Annotated in this window: 30 protein-coding genes and 1 pseudogene; 24 read left to right on the forward strand and 7 right to left on the reverse strand. The window is 58.1% G+C overall.

The genetic code is table 11. From position 1 onward, the window contains the following. Entirely contained in the window at positions 1-129 is a 129-nt protein-coding gene (locus CR155_RS17170) for an entericidin A/B family lipoprotein (protein ID WP_102071263.1), read from the forward strand. A gap of 101 nt (positions 130-230) precedes the next feature. Here the strand turns inward: CR155_RS17170 and CR155_RS17175 are convergent, their stop codons facing one another. Further along, on the reverse strand, positions 231-1,223 hold the full coding sequence (locus tag CR155_RS17175; RefSeq protein WP_102071264.1) for a Bug family tripartite tricarboxylate transporter substrate binding protein: 993 nt from the start codon (positions 1,221-1,223) through the stop codon (positions 231-233). Between the two features lie 34 nt (positions 1,224-1,257). Then, complete coding sequence (locus tag CR155_RS17180) at positions 1,258-1,971, reverse strand: VOC family protein (protein ID WP_102071265.1); 714 nt, start codon at positions 1,969-1,971, stop codon at positions 1,258-1,260. 157 nt (positions 1,972-2,128) lie between these two features. Here CR155_RS17180 and phnC point away from each other — a divergent pair, with 157 nt between their 5' ends. The 15 genes from phnC (at position 2,129) to CR155_RS17255 (ending at position 13,781) form a co-directional block, all read left to right on the forward strand. Continuing rightward, positions 2,129-2,962 carry a phosphonate ABC transporter ATP-binding protein gene (gene phnC / locus CR155_RS17185; RefSeq protein WP_102071266.1) on the forward strand — a complete coding sequence of 278 codons (834 nt, stop codon included), beginning with the start codon at positions 2,129-2,131 and terminating at the stop codon, positions 2,960-2,962. Positions 2,963-3,049: 87 nt separating this feature from the next. After that, positions 3,050-4,054, forward strand: a complete 1,005-nt coding sequence (gene phnD / locus CR155_RS17190) for a phosphonate ABC transporter substrate-binding protein (protein WP_102071267.1) — start codon at positions 3,050-3,052, stop codon at positions 4,052-4,054. A 67-nt stretch (positions 4,055-4,121) separates the two neighbouring features. Next, a complete protein-coding gene (gene phnE / locus CR155_RS17195; RefSeq protein WP_102071268.1) occupies positions 4,122-4,916 on the forward strand; it encodes a phosphonate ABC transporter, permease protein PhnE in 795 nt (264 codons plus the stop codon). A 38-nt stretch (positions 4,917-4,954) separates the two neighbouring features. Beyond that, a complete protein-coding gene (phnF, locus tag CR155_RS17200; protein WP_233214394.1) occupies positions 4,955-5,671 on the forward strand; it encodes a phosphonate metabolism transcriptional regulator PhnF in 717 nt (238 codons plus the stop codon). Then, on the forward strand, positions 5,661-6,122 hold the full coding sequence (gene phnG / locus CR155_RS17205; protein ID WP_102071270.1) for a phosphonate C-P lyase system protein PhnG: 462 nt from the start codon (positions 5,661-5,663) through the stop codon (positions 6,120-6,122). The genes phnF and phnG overlap by 11 nt, the downstream gene beginning before the upstream one ends. After that, a complete protein-coding gene (gene phnH, locus CR155_RS17210; protein WP_102071271.1) occupies positions 6,122-6,721 on the forward strand; it encodes a phosphonate C-P lyase system protein PhnH in 600 nt (199 codons plus the stop codon). Before phnG ends, phnH begins: the two co-directional genes overlap by 1 nt. Next, positions 6,721-7,821: a carbon-phosphorus lyase complex subunit gene (locus CR155_RS17215; protein ID WP_102071272.1), complete on the forward strand. Its 1,101-nt coding sequence runs from the start codon at positions 6,721-6,723 to the stop codon at positions 7,819-7,821. The genes phnH and CR155_RS17215 overlap by 1 nt, the downstream gene beginning before the upstream one ends. Then, positions 7,818-8,690 carry an alpha-D-ribose 1-methylphosphonate 5-phosphate C-P-lyase PhnJ gene (locus CR155_RS17220; RefSeq protein WP_102071273.1) on the forward strand — a complete coding sequence of 291 codons (873 nt, stop codon included), beginning with the start codon at positions 7,818-7,820 and terminating at the stop codon, positions 8,688-8,690. The genes CR155_RS17215 and CR155_RS17220 overlap by 4 nt, the downstream gene beginning before the upstream one ends. Continuing rightward, a complete protein-coding gene (phnK, locus tag CR155_RS17225) occupies positions 8,687-9,457 on the forward strand; it encodes a phosphonate C-P lyase system protein PhnK (RefSeq protein WP_199171810.1) in 771 nt (256 codons plus the stop codon). The genes CR155_RS17220 and phnK overlap by 4 nt, the downstream gene beginning before the upstream one ends. Positions 9,458-9,467: 10 nt before the next feature. After that, on the forward strand, positions 9,468-10,172 hold the full coding sequence (phnL, locus tag CR155_RS17230; RefSeq protein WP_102071275.1) for a phosphonate C-P lyase system protein PhnL: 705 nt from the start codon (positions 9,468-9,470) through the stop codon (positions 10,170-10,172). Beyond that, positions 10,162-11,307, forward strand: a complete 1,146-nt coding sequence (locus CR155_RS17235; RefSeq protein ID WP_102071276.1) for an alpha-D-ribose 1-methylphosphonate 5-triphosphate diphosphatase — start codon at positions 10,162-10,164, stop codon at positions 11,305-11,307. Before phnL ends, CR155_RS17235 begins: the two co-directional genes overlap by 11 nt. Then, on the forward strand, positions 11,307-11,918 hold the full coding sequence (gene phnN / locus CR155_RS17240; RefSeq protein ID WP_102071277.1) for a phosphonate metabolism protein/1,5-bisphosphokinase (PRPP-forming) PhnN: 612 nt from the start codon (positions 11,307-11,309) through the stop codon (positions 11,916-11,918). The genes CR155_RS17235 and phnN overlap by 1 nt, the downstream gene beginning before the upstream one ends. After that, positions 11,915-12,667: a phosphonate metabolism protein PhnP gene (phnP, locus tag CR155_RS17245; protein ID WP_102071278.1), complete on the forward strand. Its 753-nt coding sequence runs from the start codon at positions 11,915-11,917 to the stop codon at positions 12,665-12,667. The genes phnN and phnP overlap by 4 nt, the downstream gene beginning before the upstream one ends. 419 nt (positions 12,668-13,086) lie before the next feature. Then, positions 13,087-13,383 (forward strand): antitoxin, encoded by a 297-nt coding sequence (locus CR155_RS17250; RefSeq protein ID WP_233214395.1) that lies wholly within the window; start codon positions 13,087-13,089, stop codon positions 13,381-13,383. Then, positions 13,380-13,781 carry a type II toxin-antitoxin system VapC family toxin gene (locus CR155_RS17255; RefSeq protein WP_102071279.1) on the forward strand — a complete coding sequence of 134 codons (402 nt, stop codon included), beginning with the start codon at positions 13,380-13,382 and terminating at the stop codon, positions 13,779-13,781. The genes CR155_RS17250 and CR155_RS17255 overlap by 4 nt, the downstream gene beginning before the upstream one ends. Before the next feature lie 95 nt (positions 13,782-13,876). Here the strand turns inward: CR155_RS17255 and CR155_RS17260 are convergent, their stop codons facing one another. Both CR155_RS17260 and CR155_RS17265 read right to left on the reverse strand, forming a co-directional pair. Continuing rightward, on the reverse strand, positions 13,877-14,170 hold the full coding sequence (locus CR155_RS17260; protein ID WP_233214396.1) for an addiction module antidote protein: 294 nt from the start codon (positions 14,168-14,170) through the stop codon (positions 13,877-13,879). 1 nt (position 14,171) lies between these two features. Beyond that, a pseudogene (locus CR155_RS17265) lies at positions 14,172-14,546 on the reverse strand (site-specific integrase); the annotation flags it as partial. A gap of 249 nt (positions 14,547-14,795) precedes the next feature. On the opposite strand from CR155_RS17265, the gene CR155_RS21405 reads away from it, so the two are divergent. Beyond that, entirely contained in the window at positions 14,796-15,023 is a 228-nt protein-coding gene (locus tag CR155_RS21405; RefSeq protein WP_102071281.1) for a dihydrofolate reductase family protein, read from the forward strand. Positions 15,024-15,116: 93 nt separating this feature from the next. Here the strand turns inward: CR155_RS21405 and CR155_RS17275 are convergent, their stop codons facing one another. After that, positions 15,117-15,638 carry a MarR family winged helix-turn-helix transcriptional regulator gene (locus tag CR155_RS17275; RefSeq protein ID WP_102071282.1) on the reverse strand — a complete coding sequence of 174 codons (522 nt, stop codon included), beginning with the start codon at positions 15,636-15,638 and terminating at the stop codon, positions 15,117-15,119. A gap of 76 nt (positions 15,639-15,714) precedes the next feature. On the opposite strand from CR155_RS17275, the gene CR155_RS17280 reads away from it, so the two are divergent. Beyond that, a complete protein-coding gene (locus tag CR155_RS17280) occupies positions 15,715-16,587 on the forward strand; it encodes an EamA family transporter (RefSeq protein WP_102071283.1) in 873 nt (290 codons plus the stop codon). A gap of 57 nt (positions 16,588-16,644) precedes the next feature. Beyond that, entirely contained in the window at positions 16,645-17,262 is a 618-nt protein-coding gene (locus tag CR155_RS17285) for a nitroreductase family protein (protein ID WP_102071284.1), read from the forward strand. An 85-nt stretch (positions 17,263-17,347) separates the two neighbouring features. Here the strand turns inward: CR155_RS17285 and CR155_RS17290 are convergent, their stop codons facing one another. Beyond that, entirely contained in the window at positions 17,348-17,647 is a 300-nt protein-coding gene (locus CR155_RS17290; RefSeq protein ID WP_102071285.1) for a CoA transferase, read from the reverse strand. Between CR155_RS17290 and CR155_RS17295 the strand changes: the two genes are divergently transcribed. After that, positions 17,646-17,834, forward strand: coding sequence for a hypothetical protein (locus CR155_RS17295; RefSeq protein ID WP_102071286.1), 189 nt, complete (start codon positions 17,646-17,648; stop codon positions 17,832-17,834). The two genes, CR155_RS17290 and CR155_RS17295, sit on opposite strands and share 2 nt — an antisense overlap. 88 nt (positions 17,835-17,922) lie before the next feature. On the opposite strand, the gene CR155_RS17300 is transcribed toward CR155_RS17295, so the two are convergent. Beyond that, entirely contained in the window at positions 17,923-18,591 is a 669-nt protein-coding gene (locus CR155_RS17300; protein ID WP_102071287.1) for a 7-cyano-7-deazaguanine/7-aminomethyl-7-deazaguanine transporter, read from the reverse strand. 318 nt (positions 18,592-18,909) lie between these two features. Between CR155_RS17300 and CR155_RS17305 the strand changes: the two genes are divergently transcribed. The 4 genes from CR155_RS17305 to CR155_RS17320 are packed head-to-tail and all read left to right on the forward strand — an operon-like array spanning position 18,910 to position 22,016. Next, positions 18,910-19,137, forward strand: coding sequence for a hypothetical protein (locus tag CR155_RS17305; protein WP_439650458.1), 228 nt, complete (start codon positions 18,910-18,912; stop codon positions 19,135-19,137). After that, positions 19,134-20,462 carry a hypothetical protein gene (locus CR155_RS17310; protein ID WP_233214398.1) on the forward strand — a complete coding sequence of 443 codons (1,329 nt, stop codon included), beginning with the start codon at positions 19,134-19,136 and terminating at the stop codon, positions 20,460-20,462. Before CR155_RS17305 ends, CR155_RS17310 begins: the two co-directional genes overlap by 4 nt. After that, the gene (locus tag CR155_RS17315; RefSeq protein WP_143705211.1) at positions 20,459-21,268 is read left to right on the forward strand and encodes a hypothetical protein; all 810 of its coding nucleotides are present in this window, start codon (positions 20,459-20,461) and stop codon (positions 21,266-21,268) included. The genes CR155_RS17310 and CR155_RS17315 overlap by 4 nt, the downstream gene beginning before the upstream one ends. A 4-nt stretch (positions 21,269-21,272) precedes the next feature. Continuing rightward, positions 21,273-22,016 (forward strand): hypothetical protein, encoded by a 744-nt coding sequence (locus CR155_RS17320; protein ID WP_158238296.1) that lies wholly within the window; start codon positions 21,273-21,275, stop codon positions 22,014-22,016. Positions 22,017-22,024: the final 8 nt, after the last annotated feature.

Raw genomic sequence — 22,024 nt, forward strand, 5'->3', positions numbered from 1 at the left:
ATGGTCACTAAACTACTCGCTTCCTTGGCCCTTTTGGGCTGCCTCGCCATGGCCGGTTGCAATACCGTGGCCGGTGCTGGCGAAGATATAAGCAGGGCCGGCGGTGCATTGAGCCGCTCTGCAAAATAGGTGTATGCGCCGTGCGCGTATGGCACGGCGGCACGCACCGATTAAAACTGGCTGAGCCCCGTATTGCACGGGGCTCAGCCTTTTTTATGCCCGGCTACCCTCTATTCTTTTAACGAAAGCCCGGTCTCTTTTACGAACTTATCCCAGCGCTTGTACTGTTCGACGGTGTAGTTGTCCACGCTGGCTCCATCGGTGCCGACCACCTCGAAACCCAGGGCGGTAAGCTTGCCCTTAACCTCTTTGTCGGCAAGCACCTTCTGGAAGGCTTTGGTCAAGTCATTCGAAACGTCGTCTGGCGTGGCGGCTGGAGCGAATATGCCTATCCACGAATAGGCTTCATAGTTAGGAAAGCCCGATTCTTCAACCGTAGGCGTATCCGGCAGATCCGGCAGGCGTTTCGTGCCTGTTACTGCCAGAGGTTTGATCTTTCCGGCCGCAATATTGGATTTCGTTGCCGCATAGCTCAGCATCGTGAAATTGACCACCTTCCCCAACACCGCCTGAACCGCTGGCCCCCCACCTCCAAAAGGAACATGAAGAATATCAACATCCGCGCGGCGCTTCAGGTCTTCGGCGGCAAGGTGGTTCAACGATCCGGCTCCGGTCGAGGCGTAGCTGAATTTCTGGGGCTGGGTCTTGGCAACGGCCAGGAATTCCTTCAAATTACTGCCGGGTGTTTCGGTGGATGCGCCAATAACCAACGGAAATCGTAGCGCGAACGCAATGCCGCGCAGGTCTTTGAATGTGTCGTAAGGCAAGTCCGGTTTGATGATGGGATTGATGGCGTGCGTATCAAAGCTGACCAGCAAGGTGGTGCCGTCCGGTTTGGAACGGGTCACGTACTGGGTGGCGATCTGGCTGGCAGCACCTGGCTTGTTCTCGACAATTACGGTGCGACCGAGCAACTCCGCCAATTTGGGCTGGATGATCCTGGATGCAATATCGGTGCTGCCTCCGGGTGGGAAGGGCACGACCAGGCGTATCGGTGCGTCGTCCGCGCGGGCAACGCCTGCCAGAGACAAAGCCAATATACACGCGGCGCCTATTTTCAGAAGGGCGCCCTTGGGGCTTTTTTGGATGAAGAATCGAGTCATTGTTTTTCCTCTTGGTTGTGGCGGTTTACGCAAATTAATCAAGCCGTGTATCGAATCTATGACTTTGGCCATGCTCATCAGCTACCCATGCGGCCTCGATGCGGGCCTCGGCGGCCGAAGCCTCATGGCGGACACGTATGCGCGTATTGGGCAGGGTTACTTCATATTCCCCATTGCTATCGGTTCGCACGTTGGCCTGCGTCAGTACGGCAAGCGATTGCGCCACTGATTGCGGCTGGTTGGAAACGAGGAGAATATCACTGAGTGTTCTGGCGCCATTCGGATGTTTCATATACCTGTCGACCCACACATATTCCGGTGTCAGATGCTGACAGAAATAAACCCGGAATCCGGCAATGGGTTGGGTGGAAAATCGGACCGTATCAAAGCGTGCCACCACCTGGTTACCAGCCAACTCTATAGGTCGCTCCAGTCTTTGGACCGGATTGACGTCAAAGCCGCATTCCTTGAGGTATTCATAGGTTCTCCGCGCGTCCGTGCTGCGAAATACCAGCGCCTCCAGACCTGCAGGTGAGTTGGCGATTTCCTTGCGGGCGGGCGGTGCGCCTTCAGGCCATCCTAGCAATTCGATGTAGCTATTGTCCAGCGTAATGAGTCGATTGATGGATCCGAGGTTATGAACTGCCAGGTCGGTCAGGAAGTAGCCGTCTTTTTCGAATTCTTGCGCCAGCCCGGTCAGACGGTCACGCAACATAAGAACAAGGTGGTCGAACGCTAAAGATGTCATTAGGTAATCGCCCTGGAAAAATTCATTATTGTGCAGTCGGCATGGAAGCGGCTGTCATGGAAACGTCATCGCAGTTTAATCCCGATGTCATGCGCCGTGCCTAAGATGCTGGTCATCAAAGGCGATCTGTGTCGTCTGGCTATTTGGGAGTAAGTGAATGAACTCAGTGATCCGCGTCGAGGGTTTGAACAAAAGCTTCGGCGGTAAACAGGTTTTGTTCAATATGGGACTTGCCGTGCAGCCCGGTGAAATGGTGGCGCTGATCGGTGCATCCGGATCCGGCAAGTCGACCTTGTTGCGTCATCTGTCGGGCCTGGCCTGCGGCGACAAGCATGGCGGCAGCTCAATCAGTGTAATGGGTAGATCGGTTCAGTCCGGCGGCCAGCTCAGCGGCCAGGTTCGCCGTCTGCGTGCTGATATTGGCTATATCTTCCAGCAGTTCAACCTGGTCGGGCGGCTGAGCGTATTGCGCAATGTGTTGCTGGGCTGCCTGGGTCGCATGCCCCGTTGGCGCGGTTCGCTGGGCTTGTTCACACCAGAGGAAAAGCAGCTTGCCATGGCTTCCCTGGAAAGAGTGGGGCTGGCTGATTATGCGCATCGCCGCGCGTCGACATTGTCGGGCGGCCAACAACAGCGCGTAGCTATAGCACGGGCATTGACGCAGCGCGCCGAAGTCATCCTGGCCGATGAGCCCATTGCCTCGCTGGATCCGGAATCGGCACGCAAGGTCATGGACATTCTTGCGGACATCAACGAGAAAGACGGAAAAACCGTGGTGGTCACCTTGCATCAGGTCGACTATGCCGCGCGCTATTGCAAGCGGGTCGTTGCACTGAAATCCGGGCATATTCATTTCGATGGATCGGTTGATGCGCTGGACGGCCTATTCCTCAACGATCTTTATGGCGGCGACCTGGATACATCCCTGGTCCTGGCCAGCCATACCGCGCGGACACCGGCGCGGCCTTCCATGTCTTTGATTGCAGCCTGATTGTCGTCTTGAATCAGGCTGTTCTTTCTAACGTACTTGTCTAGACAACCGACTCGGCAAGCTGTGAAGCACTACTGGAGTATTGACATGTTTAAAGCCATACAGCGCGTTCTGCTGACTTCAACCGTAACCGGCATGGCCTTGATGAGCCATGCCTATGCCGCCGAAACCAAGGAATTGAATTTCGGCATCATCTCGACAGAGTCGTCGCAGAACCTGAAAGGCATGTGGGATCCGTTTCTTGCGGAAATGAGCAAGCATACAGGCATGAAGATTAATGCCTACTTTGCTCCCGATTATGCCGGCATCATCCAGGGCATGCGTTTCAACAAGGTGGATGTCGCCTGGTACGGCAACAAATCAGCCATGGAGGCCGTCGATCGCGCTGGCGGCGAGATTTTCGCGCAAACGGTGGCCGCCAACGGTAATCCGGGCTACTGGAGCCTGTTGATTGCGCACAAAGATAGCCCTTTGGCCTCGGTCGAAGACGTGCTTAAGAATGCCGCGAATCTTACGTTCAGCAATGGCGATCCCAACTCCACGTCGGGCTACCTGGTTCCAGGCTATTACGTTTTTGCCAAGAACGATGTCGAAGCCAGCAAGATTTTCAAACGTACATTGAATGCCAGCCATGAAGTCAATGCACTCAGCGTTGCGAACAAGCAAGTCGATGTGGCCACGTTCAACACTGAAGGCATGGAGCGTCTTGAGGAAACCAATCCGGCCAAGGCAGCCCAGTTGAAAGTGATCTGGAAATCACCATTGATTCCTGCCGACCCTATCGTGTGGCGCAAGAATTTGCCGGAAGAAACCAAGAAAAAGGTCAACGACTTTTTTACCAGCTACGGCGCGAACAAGGAAGAACTTGCTGTACTGGCCGGGCTGCAATGGGGCAAGTTCAAGGTGTCCAACGATGATCAACTGCTGCCTATCCGCCAGCTCGAACTGTTCAAGCAGCGCAGTCAGTTGGCGGCCGACGCCACTTACGATGCCGCCGAGAAGCAAGCCAAACTCAAGGATATCGATGCCAGCCTGGAAAAGCTGAACGCGCGCATGGAGACGTTGGACAAGAAGCTGGCCAGCGCCAAGTAATTGGCTCTTGTCGTTGTCCGGCGCCTGGCCGGACAAAGACACCCTTTGATTTCGGAATACCCATCACATGACAGCTATAACGTCCACCGGCTTGCCCGACCCACAGCTTAAACGCCCCTGGTATCAATGGGTGACGTGGGTCCTGCTGGCCGTCATCCTGGCCTGGTCCTGGGAAGGTGCGGAAATGAATCCCGCCATGCTGTGGCGGGACGCCGAAAACATGCGTATGTTCGCGGCCGATTTCTTCCCGCCCGATTTCCGCTACTGGGAAACCTACGTCACCGAAATGATCATCACGGTGCAGATCGCCTTGTGGGGCACTGTCCTGGCAATCATCTGCTCCATACCTCTCGGCATCCTTTGCTCCGAGAACATTGCGCCATGGTGGATAGCGCAGCCGCTGCGCCGCCTGATGGATGCATTTCGGTCCATCAATGAAATGGTCTTTGCCATGCTATTCGTGGTGGCGGTTGGCCTGGGGCCCTTTGCCGGGGTGATGGCCTTGTTCATCGGCACGACAGGAGTCCTGGCCAAGCTGTTCGCCGAAGCGGTCGAAGCTATCGACGGCGGGCCCGTGGAGGGCGTCAGGGCGACGGGCGCCAGTGCATTGCAGGAAGTCATCTACGGCGTCATCCCGCAAGTGCTGCCGCTATGGATTTCCTATGCCTTGTACCGCTTCGAGTCCAACGTACGTTCCGCCACGGTGGTGGGCATGGTGGGGGCCGGAGGCATCGGCGTGACACTTTGGGAAGCGATACGCGGGTTTCAGCTGGCTCAAACCTGCGCCATCCTGATCATCATCATCGCCGTTGTCAGCCTCATCGACATTATTTCGCAGCGTTTGCGCAAGCACTTTATTTAAGGGCCAGGGGCGCCACGCGCCCAGTATCTGAGATGAACATGTCTAGACAAGTCGTGCCGCGGTACCTGGAAGTGGCCGATGCCTTGCGCAATACGCTTGGCGACTACGTCTCCGGCGACTACCTGCCTTCCGAGCTGCAACTCGCGCAACGCTTTGCGGTCAATCGCCATACCTTGCGGCGTGCCGTCGATGTGTTGATTTCAGAAGGGCGCGTTCTGCGGCATCAGGGCCGGGGCACCTGCGTACTGCCCACGCCCATCGTCTATCCGGTGCATGCCGGCAGCACGTATAGCAAGACGCTGGAAGGGATGGGGTTTCGTTCGCAAGCCGTGCTGCTGAATCGCAGCCAGCGTCCCGCCAAGCCTGATGAAGCGAAAGAACTGGCCTTGAATGGACAGGAGCAGGTGGTGGAGATCACGACCTTGCGCCTGCTCAATGAACTGCCCATCAGCCTCATTGTTCACTGTTTTCCCTCACGACGGGCTCAGGTGCTGGATGCCTATCAGGGGGGATCGCTGCGCTCGCACCTGGAACAAAAAGCCATTGCGCTCACACGCGCGTCGACCTTGATCGGCGCCCGGGCACCTTCCCAGCAAGAGGCGTTGCAGCTTCTGATGCCCCGGCACACACCCGTGCTGAGCATACGGACGCTTTCCCGTGATGCGCAGGGCCAGCCTTTTGAATTATCGAATTCGATCAGCCGAGCCGATCGTTTCAAGTATCACGTCATTTCCGGAGACCAACATGAACAGTAGTGTGAATACCGACGACGCCAGCGCTGGTCGGCGCCAGCAATGGATGAGTGTGCTCGCCCGCGCGAAGCGGCAACTCGATGCCTACGGTTCGCAGCTGCGCGAACCCGGCTACCGCCTGATCCGCCCGCCCGAAACAGGCATGGTGATGGTGCGCGGCCGCATGGGCGCCAGCGGGGCGGCGTTCAACCTTGGCGAAATGACCGTGACCCGTTGCGTCGTGCAGCTGGACAACGGACGCATCGGCCACAGCTATGTGGCGGGCCGCAGCAAGCCGCATGCGGAACTCGCCGCGCTGGCCGATGCGCATTTGCAGGGCGAACAGCACCAGCACTGGCTGGATGCGTTGATTACGCCATTGGAGCAGGAACAATCCGTGCGACGCGGCATCAAGACGGCGCAGGCTGCCACGAGCAAAGTGGATTTCATGACATTGTTGCGGGGTGAGGACTGATGAACGACGCCATGCTTTTACCGGCCTTTACCGAACCCATTGCCCAATCGCAGCAGGCATTCCGTCTCGCGCTGACTGCCATGTCGGAGCCTGGAACGATACAGGTTCTGGAAGGCGGGCCCGCATTGGGCGACATCTCTCCCGCGACATACGCCCTGTGCCTGAGCCTGTTCGACGCCGATACACCAGTCTGGCTGTCTGACGCCCTGGATACGCCGGCTTTGCGCGCCAATCTGGCATTTCATTGCGGTTGCGCCGTGGCCAGTGATCGACGCCTTGCGGCATTCGCCTTGTTGACGGAAGACGATCAGGTCGATCTCCACGAATTCAACAGCGGCACAGATCGCGATCCTGATCGATCCTGCACGCTCATCGTTCAGTTGAGCGATCTGCAGCACGGTGCGGCCGTGGCGTGGCAGGGTCCAGGGATACAGCAGGAGCGGGTGCTGAACCTGCCCGTGGCACCCGACTTCTGGACGCAGCGCAAGACGTTCTGCGCCTTTCCAAAAGGATTGGATATTTTTTTCACCAGCGGATCCAGGCTGGTGGCCTTGCCGCGCAGCACGCGCGTGCGCTACACCATGACGGAGGTGAACTGATGTATGTTGCCGTAAAGGGTGGTGAAAAAGCCATCGATAACGCCCATGCCTTGCTGGCCGCGAAACGGCGGGGTGATGCATCGGTACCCGAACTGAGCGTGGAGCAGATCCGCCAGCAAATGCCATTAGCCGTGGCACGCGTCATGGGTGAGGGGTCCCTGTATGACGAAGAGCTTGCCGCGCTTGCGATCAAGCAGTCGGCGGGCGATCTGCTCGAGGCCATCTTCCTGTTGCGGGCCTACCGGACCACGCTGCCCCGCTTCATGGCCAGCACACCCCTGCAGACAGAAAAAATGGTCCTGGATCGCCGCATCTCGGCAACCTTCAAGGACCTGCCCGGCGGACAGTTGCTGGGTCCCACCTTTGACTACACCCATCGCCTGCTGGATTTCACCCTGCTGGCTGAAGGCGCTGCGCTGCCAACGCCCGATTCCCCGATGGAACCCGTGCAGCAGCCAGCATGTCCCCGGGTGGTCGATATGCTGGCTGATGAAGGCCTGCTGGCGGTCGATAAGGACAGCGCGGCCGAGGTCCCCGATATCACGCGCCAGCCGCTCGATTTTCCGTCGACGCGTGCGCAGAGACTGCAAGTGCTGGCCCGCGGCGACGAAGGGTTTCTTCTGGCGCTGGCTTACTCAACTCAGCGTGGCTACGGGCGCAATCACCCCTTTGCGGGGGAAATCCGTATCGGCGACATAGAGGTGTGGGTCGAGCCCGAGGAGCTGGAATTTCCCGTACTGCTGGGCGACATCGAAGTCACCGAATGCGAGATGATCAACCAGTTCGTGGGCAGCAAGGATCAGCCGGCCCAGTTCACACGGGGTTACGGACTGGCTTTCGGTTATGCCGAACGCAAGGCCATGGGCATGGCGCTGGTCGATCGCGCCTTGCGCGCCGATGAGTACAACGAGGACATCGAATCGCCTGCCCAGCAAGAGGAGTTCGTGCTGATGCATTGCGACAACGTGGAGGCGGCCGGTTTCGTCTCGCACTTGAAGTTGCCGCATTACGTCGACTTTCAGTCCGAGCTGGACCTTATCCGCCAATTGCGCAGGCCAGCGGCCGGCGTATCGGACCTAAAGCAGGAGAAACGGGCGTGAGTACAGCACTACAAAATGCCGAGATTGTCGCGGGCTACAACTTTGCCTACCTCGATGAACAGACCAAGCGCAGCCTGCGCCGCGGCTTGCTCAAGGCGGTCGCCATTCCGGGTTACCAGGTGCCGTTCGGTGGCCGCGAAATGCCGCTGCCCTATGGCTGGGGAACCGGCGGCATGCAGGTGACCGCGGCCATACTGGGTCACGACGACGTGCTCAAGGTGATCGATCAGGGAGCCGACGACACCACGAACGCGGTGTCGATACGGCGCTTTTTTACACGAACAGCCGGCATGGCAACCACCGAGCGTACTGTGGAGGCCACCATCATCCAGACGCGCCACCGTATTCCGGAAACGCCGCTGCGTAAGGGGCAGATCGTGGTCTACCAGGTACCCATTCCCGAGCCATTGCGCTTTATCGAGCCGTCGGATTCCGAGACCAAGGCCATGCATGCGCTGAACGACTATGGCGTCATGCACGTCAAGCTGTACGAAGACATCGCCCGGTACGGACACATCGCCACTACGTATGCCTACCCCGTGATGGTCGACGATCGTTACGTCATGGACCCGTCTCCCATACCAAAATTCGACAACCCCAAGCTGAATATGAGTCCCGCATTGATGTTGTTCGGGGCGGGGCGCGAGAAGCGCCTCTATGCCTTGCCGCCCTACACGCAGGTAGAAAGCCTGGACTTCCAGGACTACCCCTTCGAAATTCCGAAGTGGGATCAAAGCTGCACATTCTGCGGGAGCAGCGAATCCTATCTCGATGAACTGATCGTCGACGACCACGGAAATCGCGAATTCGTGTGTTCGGATACGGACTACTGCCAGGAACGATGCGCGAACCAGGAGGCCATGCAATGAGCCCGCTTTTATCGGTACGAGACCTGACCTTGCTGTATGGCCCGGAAAAGGGATGCCAGGCCGTTTCTTTTGATCTGTATCCGGGCGAGGTGCTGGGCATCGTGGGCGAGTCGGGCTCGGGCAAGTCCACGCTGCTCAGCGTACTGTCCGGTCGGCTGCCGCCAGACCGCGGATCGGTGTTCTACCGCGATCGCGACAACTGCAATGTCGACCTATATGCGGCAAGCGAGGCGCATCGGCGCACGCTGTTGCGCACCGAATGGGGCTTTGTCGAACAGAACCCGCGCGATGGCTTGCGCATGGGCGTATCGGCCGGCGCCAATATCGGCGAGCGCCTGATGGCGCAAGGGGTGCGCCATTACGGACAGCTGCGCAAAGCTGGGTTGGCGTGGCTGGACCAGGTGGAGATCGATCCCCAGCGTATCGATGACCTGCCGCGCACGTTCTCCGGCGGAATGCAGCAAAGGCTGCAGATTGCCCGCAACCTGGTGTCGAGTCCGCGGCTGATCTTCATGGACGAGCCCACTGGCGGCCTGGATGTCTCGGTCCAGGCGCACTTGCTGGACATGATGCGCGGCCTGGTCCGTGAACTTCAGCTGGCCGTTGTCATTGTGACGCATGACTTGGCCGTGGCGCGCCTGCTGGCCGACCGGCTGATGGTGATGCGCCGCTCCCATGTGGTCGAAGCCGGCTTGACCGACCAAATACTTGACGATCCGCAACATGCTTATAGCCAGTTGCTGGTTTCGTCCGTCCTGCAGCCATGAGGGAAAAAACATGACACCCGTTATGAACGTGAAGGGCCTGTCCAAAGCCTTTACGCTGCACCAGCAGCATGGGACGGTATTGAACGTCTTGCGCGAGCTCAGCTTCGCCGTGCAGCCCGGCACTTGCCTGGTGTTGCATGGCCGCTCCGGCGCCGGCAAGTCCACCCTGATGCGCACCCTCTATGGAAACTACCTGCCCAGTACCGGCAGCATCCGGCTTCATCATGCCGGCGAGGTACTGGAAATGGTCGGTGCGGAACCACGGCAGATCCTTGCCGTACGCCGCATGACCATGGGCTACGTCAGCCAGTTCCTGCGCGTGATTCCTCGCGTAAGCTGCCTGAATGTGGTGATGGAGCCCGCCCTGACGCGCGGCATGGACCGCGCCGAGGCGCAAGAACGCGCCGCGGCGCTGCTGACACGCTTGAATCTACCCGAAAGCCTGTGGTCGCTGGCGCCCGGCACGTTTTCAGGCGGCGAACAGCAACGCGTCAATATTGCTCGCGGCTTCATGGTGCCCTGGCCCTTGCTGTTGCTGGACGAGCCAACCGCGTCGCTGGACGATGCGAACCGGGCCGTGGTGCTGGAACTGATAGAAGAAGCCAAGTCCGGCGGCTCGGCGCTGATCGCCATCTCGCACGACGCGAAAGCGCGTGAGGGCATGGCGGATTGCTATCTGGACATGTCTCTTGAGGAGCCTGTAAATGCAAGCTGAACAGATATACACCAACGCACGGGTGGTGACTGCCACTGATGTGTTTGTCGGGACCGTGGCCGTGCGCGATGGCGTCATCCACGACGTCAGCGAAGGCCGCAGCCAACTGCCGAAGGCCGAAGACCTGGACGGCGACTACCTGATGCCGGGGCTTATCGAGCTGCATACCGATAATCTGGAGAAATACATGAACCCGCGGCCGGGTGTGGACTGGCCCTCGGAATCGGCCGTGCTGGCGCATGATGCGCAAGTCATCTCCGCCGGCATTACCACGGTGTTCGACGCCCTGGCCATCGGTGACGTGAATCCGAAAGGGGATCGCCTGAAGCAATTGCCGGTCATGCTGGACGCCATCACCCATGCGCAGGGTCAGGGCCACACGCGCGCCGAGCACCGCCTGCATCTGCGCTGTGAGCTGAGCCACGCCAAAACGCTGGACATGTTCCATGAATTGGTGGGAAATCCGTTGGTGCAACTGGTTTCCGTCATGGACCATTCGCCTGGCCAGCGGCAATTCGTGAAGCTGGAAAAGTACCGCGAATACTATCAGGGCAAGTATCACCTGAACGATGCCGACATGGACGCCTTCATCGCGCTGCAGTTGGATAACTCGCGCCAGTACAGCGACCGGTACCGGCGCGCTATCGTGGATGAATGCCGCGAGCGGTCGCTATCGGTGGCCAGCCATGACGATGCCACCCTGGACCATGCTCGCGAATCGGCGGAATATGGCATGTGCATCGCTGAGTTTCCCACTACCGTCGAAGCGGCCGAGGCCAGTCACAGCATGGGCCTGAAGGTGTTGATGGGCGCGCCGAACATCGTGCGCGGCGGCTCGCACTCGGGCAATGTGGCCGCGGCCGATTTGGCGTCGCAAGGCGTGCTCGATATTCTTTCCAGCGACTATTATCCGGCCAGCCTGCTGCAGGCCGCCTGCATGCTGGCGGACCAGGACAATGCCTACGAACTGCCCGCGGCAGTGGCAACCATCAGCAAAGCGCCGGCAGAGGCGGCGGGGTTGCTGGACCGTGGAGAAATCCACGCCGGCCTTAACGCCGATCTGCTGCGCGTGCGCAAACACAAGAAGCAGTTTGTCGTCCAGCGCGTCTGGCGCAATGGGAACAGGGTGTTCTGATGGCCGGGCGACTCATCTACCTGATGGGGCCATCCGGATCAGGCAAGGACACGGTGTTGCAGGGGGTGGCCGATTTGTTGGCCGGCAAGGCCTATCTTGCGCCCCGCATCGTGACCCGCCCGCTGACACCGACCGAGCCCAATTGTGTATCGGTAAGCTTGTCCGAATTCGAGCACATGGAGTCTTGCGGACTCCTGGCCATGGCATGGCGGGCCAACGGCCTGGCTTATGGTGTTTTCAGCGACATCAACGATCACTTGCTGGCAGGCTGGGATGTATTGCTTAACGGCTCACGCGCTTATCTGCAGGAAGCGCGCCAGCGATATCCTGACTTGCTGCCGGTATTGCTGACTGTCGAGTCGGAACTGTTGCGGCAGCGCCTGCAGGATCGCGGCCGCGAGGATGCCGAACAGGTTTCCAGGCGGCTGGAGCGCAACGCCCGATTTTCTTGCGGGGTGGGCGAGGGCAGCAATGGCGTGCCGGTACTGGTTGTGGACAACTCAAACGATGTGGACCACGCCATCCAGACGCTATATGTTCACTTGACACAGTCTGACGCCAGCGAGCGTTCGGGGCTGAGCAGCAATCACAACTATCGGCATACGGCATGAAATTGACACTGCTGGGTACCGCCAATGCATCGCAGGTTCCCGTGTACAACTGCCAATGTCCCGCATGCGCAAGGGCGCGGCACGATACCCGTTTTCGCCGCGGTCCGTGTTCGGCCTTGATTGAGTGCGGGGGCCAGCGTTGGCTGGTGGATTCCGGGCTGACCGACCTGGCCGAGCGCTTTCCTCCAGGCAGCATAAACGGCGTCCTGCAAACCCATTACCACGCCGACCACGTGCAGGGACTGCTGCATTGGCGCTGGGGCAACGGCATGCGCCTGCCGGTATTGGGGCCGGACGACCCGGAAGGCTTTGCCGACCTGTACAAGCACCCCGGCATGCTGGATTTCTCGCAGAAACTTACGGCATTCCAGACACGGACGTTCGACGGCTTTTCATTGACGCCGCTGCCCTTGAATCATTCCAAGCCGACCTTTGGTTATCTGTTCAGTGATGGAATCAGCAGCGTGGCTTACCTGACCGACACAGTGGGATTGCCGCCCGACACGCAGGCCAGGTTGCAGGAACAGCCGCTGGACTTGCTGGTTCTGGATTGTTCGTATGGGCCTTTGCAGGAAGCGCCGCGTAATCATAATGATCTGACTCGGGCGCTGGAGACGATTGGGTTGCTAAATGTGAAGAAGGCGGTGTTGACCCACGTAGGGCATGAGTTTGATTGCTGGCTAATGGAGCATGGGGAGTCGTTGCCGGCGAATGTGGTCGTGGGGAGGGATGGGGATGTGGTGATGTAGGGACAGGCGGTGTTTGCCGCAGATATGCGCCGATAGCGCACTCGTAAGGTTCCTCACCTTGTTCATATGCCAAGTTGGGTCGGCATTGAATTCCGAAACTTTTGTCTGAAGTGGGTGCCGGATTGTCATTACTTACACTGCATAGGCGTGGCATGCCTGACGTCTTGCGTTGAGAAACCGGTCTCCACTGACCGCTTATGGCCGAGGCTGTGTGAAAACGCCGTTTCCACACAGCCTCGGCCGGAAGTAATCTATCGCGAATAACGAATATCATTCCGAAGCAGCCAGCCGGGCAACGTTGGAGTTCAGGGGCGCGCCGCCAGGTGGAGTATTTCTTGCAATTCAGGATTACAGGAGCTGAGCTACGCGGACGGGATAAGACCTAGATGCTTTCCTTCTGGTATTTTGGCATATACAATATGGCATATACATCCCAGGAGGCGAAGATGACCGCGATCACCAAATCCAGGGCTCGTGAAGCCAAGCTCTTTCGCAACAATCGCAGCCAGGCTGTGCGTATCCCAGCTGAGTTCGAGTTGCCGGGTGATTGTGTGTTGATCCGTCGAGAGGGCACGAAGCTCATCATTGAGCCTGTGAGCGGGCCAAGGAACATCGTGGAGCTCTTGGCCCAATGGCGAAAAGAGGAGCCGCCCGCTCCCGACGACCAACTCCCCGACATCTCCGACACACCGACTGTGCCGGAGGATGTCCTGTGAGCGGCTACCTGTTGGACACCAACATCATCAGTGCGCTCCTGCGGGTTCCGGATGGCTCCGCTGCCCACCACATCGAGCGGGTCGGCCACCAAGAAATCTACACCAGCATCATCGTTGCAGCCGAGTTACGCTACGGTTGCGCGAAAAAGGGCTCCGCGAAGCTGCTGGCGCGGGTTGAAAGCCTATTGGAGACGATTCCCGTTCTGCCTCTGGACATCCCGGCCGATGCTGAATACGGTGGCATTCGCGCCGAACTGGAGGCAGCTGGAGAGTCCATCGGCGCCAACGATCTGTTGATCGGTGCTCACGCCTACGCGCTTGGCATGACGCTCGTGACGGGAAACACCAGGGAATTTGAGCGGATTCGTGGCTTGGTCGTAGAAAACTGGCTAATCTGAACGCTATGCTTATGTAAGCCCCGCAACGTGCACGAAGCGTGCCAGCCAAGAAAGTGTTGATTGGCCGTTACTGGCCGCCTCCAGACACGCCAGATTCAGCCATGCGTGGTCAGAGGCTCAACCGTCAGCTTAAAACCCATGGCATGGATAACCTTGAACAGCGTATCGGAGCTGGGCGCACGCTCTCCCGAAAGACTCTTGTAAAGACTTTCCCGAGACAGTCCGGTGTCGCGGGCCAATTGAGTCATGCCTTGGGCTCTGGCGATGTCGCCCAATGCTGCCGCCAACAGCGCTGGATCTCCATCTCCTATTGCGACCTGAGGGTAGGCGGTGATATCTGCTTCATCGTTTAGGTAGTTGGATACACCAAACGGACGGGTCTTATGCACGCAACCTACTTGGAAAAATAAAATCATCAGTACGTAATTGTCTGGCGCGAATCCACACCGCCAACGCATCACGTGTTGGTTCTGTGATTTCAAATTGCACAGGACGTTGGGTGTTCTGCTGCATAACAATCGTACGAGTTGACACGTGCTCTCCGTGTGCGATATCTCGGGCTCGTAGCTTCACCAAATCGCATGCGCGAAGCTTGCTGTCAATCGCCAGGTTGAAAAGAGCAAGATTACGAATTTCGTTCGAAAGTTGTAGTCGAACGCGGATAGCCCAGATGTCCTTGAGCTTTAACGGTGCCTTTTGCCCAACGAGTTTGCCCTTGTTCCAAGGCGCGCGCTTCAAAGGAGCGGAAGTGGTCGGATTCGTGATGAACTCATTTTGTAGGGAAGGGAGTTTTAGTTTGCTGATAATCGCGTACATCTGACAACCCGATGGACCGAAAAAAGCTCAGGCGCTATTCGACCCATTGCTGCCCCTGACAACGGCTGCATGCCCTCATGTGGTTAGCCGTCTACTGCGCGCTTCATCTTCTCCAGGCGCCACACTCTTTCGTCGCGTCATTGAGCAAGCGCGTGGCTTGACGGGCAGTGTGTACGGTCGCCGCTTGTTGCGGCGGTAATCCGCAGGTTGAAGGATGGACTTGCAGGCGAGATTGAAGTTGGCGGATCAAACCTTGCACACAGCATGGCCGAGATAGGCCTCATTGATGAAAACTTGATTTATCTCCATCCAATCGTACCTGGTCATGGCAAGCCATTCTTCGCTGGCCCCCGGGTGCCGCTCCGCCTTGTAGCAAACGAGTTGATCGGCGAGGCCGTGATTAGATTGACGTACGTTCCTGCGTAAGTCCACTTCGCGTCACGAATTGGTGCTAACTCGATCGGCACCGCAGCCTCTCCGTCGGTTGGTCGAAGTCGCTGTTATTAGGCCTTTTGGCGGTCAGCGCGGCTTGTCCTCCGGGATTTCTAACGTCGACAGCAACTCAGCGAGGCGATCATCCAGGGATGCCAGTGCCTCAGGCTGAAGCAGCGTCAGGATTTCCCGTTCGTTCTCAACGTGCGCCTCTACCGCGCGATCGATCAGTTCAAGCCCTGCCGGGGTCAGTTGGACCAGCATACTGCGTGCGTCGTTGCGGTTCGGTATGCGCTGCACCCAACCGGCAGCCTCCAGCCGCTGAAGCCTATGAGTCATCGTACCGGAAGTGATCATCAATGCTGCAAACAACGTTGTCGGCGCCAGACAGTATGGGGCACCGGAACGTCTTAGCGTGGCCAGTACATCGAACTCCCAATTGGTCATTCCGAATTCCGAGAACATCTTATCCAGTTCGCGCTGTAGTAGCGCTGCACAACGCTTGAGGCGCCCAATGGGCCCCATCGGGCTGATCTCCAGATCCGGACGCTCGCGGCGCCATTGTTCAAGGATGGCATCCACCGAGTCCGGTTGTCGCTTTCTTCTCATTGCAATCTCCACTTGTCTTGACTTCAAGATAAAATGCCGTCAAACTTCAATTTTATCTTGAATTGAAGATTGTTTCATGCCCAGTCCCTCACATCACCCAGTCTGGGGTGACATTATCCTGACGGCCCTGGCGCCCGCCATCTGGGGTTCGACCTATATCGTTACCTCGGAACTGCTCCCGCCGGACCGACCGTTTACCGCCGCTTTGATTAGGACATTACCCGCTGGTTTACTGCTCGTCTTATGCTTGCGGCATCTACCAACGGGGCGTGAATGGGGCCGCTTGGTCGTACTGTCAGCGTTGAATATCGGAATTTTTCAGGGGTTGTTGTTCGTGGCGGCGTATCGCCTGCCTGGAGGTTTGGCATCGGTAGTGGGCGCGATCCAGCCGCTGCTGGTCATGGCGTTGATATGGGCTGTAGATCATCGCAAGCCGATAAAATTGGCAATGTGGGCCAGCATGCTGGGCGTTGTGGGCATGGCGATCCTGCTGCTGTCCCCGAGCACCATTTGGGAGCCGATCGGCGTTGCAGCTGCGTTGGCCGGAGCCGCATGCATGGCTGCCGGGACCTATCTGACACGCCGCTGGCGAACGGACATGCCAGTGCTTGCCCTGACGGGCTGGCAACTGCTGGCCGGTGGTCTGATGTTGGCGCCCGTCGCCTTGGTAGCGGATCCACCACTGCCGACATTGAACCTTACACAGGCACTGGCTTATGCCTACCTCTCTATTGCGGGCGCACTGTTCGCCTATGCGCTGTGGTTTCGTGGCATCGCACGATTGTCGCCGGTGGCTGTGTTATCGCTGGGGTTGCTGAGTCCGTTGACGGCAGTGATTCTTGGCTGGGCACTGCTGGGGCAATCCGTTACGGGCGTGTCTCTGGTCGGGCTCCTCATGGTGCTTGGCAGCATCTTGGTAGTGCAATGGGCATCAAACCGGCCAACCTGATCAAATCACCTTCATCCTTTTCTTAAAACTGTCCACTTAAATTTAACGGAAAGTCCTATGAGCAACCCCATCAAGCAAGCTATTGAGTCACGTGTTTCGACCAATTACTACGACCCCAGCCGACAACTATCCGATGATGACATCAAGGGGCTAGTTGACCAAGCCACGCGCGCGCCCTCAGCGTACAATTTCCAGAACTGGAGGTTCATTGCCGTGCGTTCGTCCGAGGCCAAGGCGCGTTTGAAGGCTGTTTCCTACGGACAGCAGAAGGTTGCCGACGCATCGGTGACGTTCATCATCTGCGGCACACTGGCTGCTCACGAGCAACTGCGCCAGGCCCTCGAGCCGTCCGCGGAAGCAGGGATCATGGACCAATCGGCAGTCGATGGATGGGTTGCTCAAGCCACTCGCACGCATACCGACAACCCAGAATTACAGCGTGATGAGGCCATCCGCTCTGCATCGCTGGCAGCAATGACGTTGATGCTCGCGGCAGAGGGGATGGGGTTGGCCACAGGGGCAATGATTGGCTTCGACCCCGAAGGCTTATCGCGCGAATTCAAACTGACGACGACAGAGGTGCCTGCCATCATTGTCACCGTCGGTTATCCGATGTCGGGGAACTGGTCACAGAAGCCTCGCAAACCGTTGCATGAAGTCATCGAGTTTGCTTGAGGATCGTCGCTCAATTGGAGGTCTTCACCGCCGCACCGTCGAACTGATCAAAGTCTGCTTTGGGTTGTGCATTCTTAAAAATAACCTATACGGAACCCGTCGCCCGCATGCGCGCGATTTCGCTCTCTGTGTAAATCGCCTGCAGGGCTTCGCGACGTTGATGACGCAGGCTATTGGTGCAAAACAGTGGGTCGCTTGCCAGTGTGGCGTTGAGGATGACATGCTCACAAAAGATCGCCCATTCCCGTTCGTTCTGAATGCCCAGGATAACGGTGTCACCATTTTTGTTGCTGAATGGTCCGTACGGATAAATCGTCGCGTGGGATGCTCCCGACCTGGCGGGAGGCGATGCGCCGTGGTAGGCGTAGTACATCGGAACACCCATGAGCGCGCCGGCCGGCACGGATCCCTTCAAGTCCACGCTGGATACCGGGCGTATCTTCGGCCAAGTATCGGGAGGTGTTCAAGTGCTAGGCAAGAAAGGCATGGACGTCAGGCTTCAATACGACGGGCTGCTGTCTAATAAAGTCCGTAGCCATTCGGGGTCCTTGAAGGCCAGCTGGCAGTTCTAACTTGCAATAAGGTACAAGCCGGGCGTTCTAGCCGTGACGAACTTGACCCCATTGGCGACGATCTTCAGATAGTCGGTCAAGGGGGCGGTCACGCCCGGGCCAATGCGGCATCACGCCGTTTCATGATCCGGACGATGGCGTTCAGCGCAACCCCGTACATGGGCACGAACAGCAGCAGGCTGACAGCCAGTTTGATGACGTAGTCCACGACGGCGATCTCCGCCCAATGCTCGGCCATGAAGGGGTTGCTGCTGCGCCAGAAGGCAACGCTGAAGAAGACGGCCGTATCCAGCGCCTGCCCCACCACGGCCGCCGCGGCGGGCGCCACCCACCACTGCATATAGTTGCGGCGCATGCGGTCAAACACTTGCACATCCAGTAGCTGACCCAGCACGTAGGCGGCGAAACTGGCGAAGGCGATGCGGAACACGAAGCTGTTGAATTCGCTTAGCGTGTCGATGCCGTTGAAGCGGCCTTCATGGAACAGCACCGACACGATGTAGGACGCGATAAGGGCCGGTAGCATGGCTCGCGCTATCACGCTACGGGCCTCGGTCTTGCCAATCAGGCGCACGGTCAGGTCGGTTGCCAGAAAAATAAAGGGAAAACTAAAGGCGCCCCAGGTGCTGTGAAAGCCGAACAGGTCGATGGGAAGCTGCACCAGATAATTGCTGGCGATGATGATAACGACGTGGAACGCTACCAATAGCGCGAGATAGAGCGATACCCGCGATTGCGGGGCGTATGCCAAGGTCATGATGAGCCTTTTTGATGGATGGGGTTAGGGAACCCATGGAGGAATGCTAGGACGAATTGTACGCCGAGTTACACGACGGTCGGAAACCGCAAGAGGCTCTTACGGCGTATCCGACCGACAGCGAGCCACATTAAACCGCGCTGCGGCGAGGACATTCACGTTGGGGTAGCGGTGCCCCGTTCTCGCGGGTAGCGCCTTATTTGCCCAATTCGGCATTCCCGAATTGTTAGCAAACCGGCCTGCGCGCACACTGGAATCCTGGAAATGTTTCAGGAGAACATCGTGCAAAAACGACAAGGCAGGCAATCCGGCCAGGGTATGACCGAATACATTATCGTGGTCGCGCTCGTCGCAGTGGCCGCGATCGCCGTATACCAGTTATTCGGTCAGGTCGTCCGCTCGCAGACGGCGGCTATGGCCAAGGAGCTGGCCGGGGAAGATGGCTCCGAAGAATCTCGCATGGCGCAAACTGCTGCCGAAGCGGCCGCCGCGCAAACTGCTGCCAAGACCCTCAAGTCATTCACCGGTAACTCGGGGGCGCAATGAGCTTCACGCGGCCCTCAGTCATGACTGGTGCGCAGCAAGGGCAAGCCTTGGTGCTGGGCATGCTGCTCGCCGGCGTGGCTATCGTGGTGTTTCTCAGGTATTTCGCTACCGCGCAGGTAGTGGCGGCCAAGGCCAGGCAGTTGCATGCGGTCGATGCAGCGGCTTATAGCGGCGCCTTGACACAAGCGCGCGGCATGAACTTCATGGCGTATGTTAACCGTGCGCACGTTGGACACCAGCTTGCCATGGCTCACCTGGTCACTCTGGGTACATGGGCGTCGCTGGGCGGAAATCAGGCGCATCAGCTGGCCAGTGGAAATCCCCCGGCTTTTCTCGTTTCGATGATGTTTGGCGAGGACCATGGCGCAGCCTATCGCGCTGCCAAGAGGGCCGCCGGTTTCGATGCTCGTGCCACGACGCAAGGCGAATTGGCACGAGCCTACGCCGATCACGATGACGTGGTCCGAACGGTGCTCACAACGGTTCAGGATGACGTTGCAAACAGTCTGCCGCAAGCCCGAGCCGCTGCCATGCAATCTGTTCTTGCCCGAAATTTCCCTGAATTCCCCGTTGTCCATGATTTCAACCTCACTGTAGATCACGATAAATGGCCCGGTTATGTGCAGCTCCATTCGGGTCGGCAGTCGCTTCATTCATTTGTCAAAGACATGGCGCAGGTATATCGCTTTCTTTCGCCACGTGACCATACTGCTTCAAATCCGTGGTCCGTTGACGCCCGATGCCCCCACTTAAGACACGAACTGCGTCGGCGTGGTCGCACGGAACTTGACGCTTCCGGGCGTTGGCAGTCCATCGACACACAGTCCTATCATGCCCTGCGATCCAATAAATGGATAGGCTGCTACTACCGCGAATACGCAATGGGGTGGGGTTGGATACCTAGCACATCGCATTCCGTGATGACCGGGGCCCATGTGGGTGACGCTCCGGCCGATTTCTCGGCTCAGGACTTCTGGCGCTGGGTGAAGGACGCCACTGACTGGGACATCGTATCCGGCAGCGATAACCCATTGGCCAATTCTAGGGCGGCGGCGAACCGACATCGCTGGGAGGGTGGCGGCCTGCCTGACTACATCGACGTAAATCGGCAAGGTACAGACTTTGCCTTGAGGTTTGGTGTAACGCTCAGGCATCCAGGTCCGCAAGGTCTCACGATCACGACACAGAGCGGCGCCGAAACGTTTTTCGACAGGCCTCATGTGCGTTCCGATGGCAAGCGCGAATACGCCAACCTTTTTCATCCCTATTGGCAGGCGCGACTTGCCGCCCATACCTCTACCCAACTGGGCGACACAGGGCCATGAAACTGATTCTATCTCCCCCGCTTGGATGTCGGCTTCCGACATCTTCTCCCTGGCATGAATGTGCGTGGCCCACGACCCAGCGTGGGCAGGCATTGCTCGAGGGCTTGGTGGTCTTATTGGCATTGCTTTCCTTGTGGGTTGGTGTCGGCTGGGTGGGACGGCTGCAGGACATGGCGCTACAGGCCGCCCATGCGAGCCGATACGTTGCCTTTGCACTAAGCCGTGATCCAGGTGCGTCTATGGAAGTAGAAATGCGGCAACATTATTTTTCGGGGCGTGCCCATCAATGGTCGGATCGTCGTGGCGAACGACTGTTAAGTCCGGGACTTAATGAAGTGACGTTGCAGATAGACCGGCAAACCGTGCTGGACGCGTCGGCGCAGGCAGGGCGGACATCTGACAAAGCCGCCATTTTGCGCCGGCAATGGCGTATTGAAGACACCGGCATAGTGGCCAGCAATATTGCTGTCGCACCGCTGTCTGGACCTGTTAGGGCGCCGGAAACGGCTACTGTAACCGGACTGAATGACTTTGATCGACAGCAATTCGTTTTGCGACGCCATACCGCCATTCTTACGGGCGCCGGTCATGCGTCCAGCGATGCTTCAACGCAACAGGTCGTGGCTGAGTCCGCGCTTGCATGGAACCAGAGCGCAGGTTCGTCGTATGCGCTAGGAACCGATGTCGCGGCCGCGATGTCGCGGGTTGATGCAGCCTGGAATCGTCCCGAACCGATCTTCGATTGGTTGGCTCCCTGGGCCGGTCAGGTACCCGATTTTCACTTGGGAAGTCCGGGATATGAATAATCGTGTGAAAACCCTATTGACAGCCCGTGGTTTGAGCTTGTTTCCATTAATTATCGGCCTGTGCCGCATTTTCGCGAATGCGTGCCTGGGCTTTGTAATGGTGTCGGGTCAGGCTAACGGCATGCCACTATTCGATACGGATAAGAAGGTGGAGGCACTTCTTGCCTCGTTGCCCGACAAGCGGTTTCATTGGCAGCAACACCAGGCCATGCAGCTATCCGGGATGCCGTCCTACGCAAAGTCCTTTGCTTCAACCCTGCTTGCTGTCGAAGCGGCCGAGATCCTGTCTGGCCATACTGATATCTTCCAGCGCGTTCTGACGCTACGCGACAAGATCATATTGTCGGGGCTGCGGGCCGGATGGCATTGGTTGGCTGAAATCGAGTCGGCTCCACAGGGATCCCGCGGCTATGTGTCGGCGCTGTATGTACAAGCCCCAAGTACCAATCCGCCCGGCACAGACAGGGACCATTTGTTCCAATGGTTGCCCGCCAATGCGGCAAGAAGGTTCAGCCTGACATCCGCCGCAAGGCCTCATACCGTAAACCAACATATTTATAGCGTCGCACTTGATCGTGATGAACTTCTTGCTTATATCGAACGTGGCCTGCACCAAGAAGGGTGGACTCGCGAACAGGCTTTTGCAACACGCGGTTCAAGCGCCTGGCGTCGAGGGAATGCGCGCCTGATGCTGTTTCCTCAGGTCAGCGCGGCAGGAACTACTTTATTCGTTCACCACGTTCAATAAGTCATCGT

The organism is Pollutimonas nitritireducens (assembly GCF_002849615.1).
GTDB lineage: Bacteria > Pseudomonadota > Gammaproteobacteria > Burkholderiales > Burkholderiaceae_B > Pollutimonas > Pollutimonas nitritireducens.